Source organism: Secundilactobacillus similis DSM 23365 = JCM 2765, assembly GCF_001311075.1.
Lineage (GTDB): Bacteria > Bacillota > Bacilli > Lactobacillales > Lactobacillaceae > Secundilactobacillus > Secundilactobacillus similis.
Map to the genome: position 1 here is coordinate 1 of NZ_BBAD01000156.1, position 1,853 is coordinate 1,853.

At 34.7% G+C, this 1,853-nt stretch carries 2 protein-coding genes and 1 pseudogene; all 3 read left to right on the top strand.

Annotated elements, in window-relative coordinates:
* Positions 1 to 233: pseudogene (locus tag JCM2765_RS18530) on the top strand (epimerase); the annotation flags it as partial.
* Between the two features lie 23 nt (positions 234 to 256).
* Entirely contained in the window at positions 257 to 1,141 is an 885-nt protein-coding gene (locus JCM2765_RS16425) for a LicD family protein (RefSeq protein ID WP_082405194.1), read from the top strand.
* A 44-nt stretch (positions 1,142 to 1,185) separates the two neighbouring features.
* Positions 1,186 to 1,853: IspD/TarI family cytidylyltransferase (locus JCM2765_RS16430; protein WP_054737593.1), on the top strand; the 668-nt coding region annotated here is incomplete at its 3' end.

A 1,853-nucleotide genomic window follows, 5' to 3' on the forward strand; every position in this document is an offset into this window, starting at 1 on the left:
ATAGTGCTATGCATAGTGTTTATAATGTAGCGACAGGGGTAAGTAGTAGTTTAAATGATGTAATTCATATATTTAATGAGATATCTGGTCAAACATTAAATGTTCAATACAAACATGCACGACAAGGCGACATTAAGGAATCTAGAGCAAATATTGATAAACTTCTAAAAATGGGGTATTACCCCAAAAATAATTTACATCTGGGGTTGTCTAAGTATTGGAATAGTTTGTAGGATATAAAATTTAAGGAGTTCTAATGACAAAAATTAAAAACCTTTCTCAAGCTAGCCCAGAGCAAATGAGAAGTTTACAAAAAAAAGAATTAGAAATTTTAAAATATTTGAAAAAAATTTGTGAAGAAAACGAATTGAAATTTTTTCTGGGCGGAGGAAGCTGTATTGGAACCTTAAGACATCAAGGATTTATACCTTGGGATGATGATGTGGATGTTTTCATGCTTAGAGATGATTATGAACGTCTTTATAAAGATTGGAATAAGTATTCTCAAAATAAGAAGTACAGTTTGTGCAGGTCAGATGAAACACATAATTACCGACATGCTGCGATGACGATCAATGATAATGACACCACGTTTATTAATTTTCGGACGCAAGATGAAGATGTAAATCAGGGAATTGCGGTGGATATAATTCCGATTGATTATTTAGCGAATGGATTTTGGCAACGTTGCTGGCAAAGATGGAACGCGATTATATTTTCGATTTTTATAAATCAGCGTTTACCAGATAATCAAGGGAAGGTTTTACGGTTGCTAACAGAGTTGCCATTGGCAATTATTAGAGCACCACAAAAGAGATACAAGGTATGGAAACGTGCAGAAAAACGCATGATTAAATACTCTTCAAAAAATGGAAATCAAGCGGTTGAGTTAGTAACTGGGTTAAAAGCAATAATGAGGCCTCTCAAGCCAGAATGGTTTGAGAACGTACGGTATGAAAAATTTGAAGATACTGAAATGCCAATCGCTGTCGGCGCCGAAAAATACTTGACATTGATTTTTGGCGATTATATGAAAATGCCACCAGTTGAATCTCGGCTTGCCAAGCATCACACGGCATTAATAGATACGGAAAAATCTTTCACAGATTATAAAGGCAAATACTATTTAGTGAGGAAATAAAATTGAATTATGCTATTATTTTTGCAGGTGGAGTTGGAAAAAGAATGCACAATGGTGCTCTTCCAAAACAGTTTTTGGAACTTCATGGCAAACCAATTATTATTTATACCCTTGAAAAATTTGAACAGAACGAAAATATTGATGGCATTGTTGTTGTGTGTGTCAAGGGTTGGGAGCGGTATTTACGACAAAAAATTGAATTGTTTAATTTAAAAAAAGTTTTAAAGATTTTAACCGGTGGTGAGACTGCAATTGAGTCTCAATTCGTTGGGTTAGAGTTTGTGAAAAATCACGTAAAAAATGACGCTGAAACAGTTGTGCTTTTACATGATGGTGTACGTCCATTAATTGATGAAACGACAATAAATAAAAATATTGTTTCAGTGCAAAATAATCGATCTGCGATTACAATCGTTCCAGCAATTGAAACCATCGGCTTTAGTGATACGGATGGCGAGCTGGATAAATTTGTTGATCGATCTAAGTGTGTGATGGCACGAGCACCTCAAAGCTATTTTTTAAGTGATATTTATGCAACACACGTAAAAGCGCAAAAAGAGAAAAAATTTGAATTTGTTGATTCCGCGACCATGATGCAGCATTATGGTTTTAAGCTGCATACAGTACTGGGGAACACAAACAATATTAAAGTTACAACGCCAACAGATTTTTATATTTTTCGGGCGATATTGGATGCTCAAGAGAGTGAACT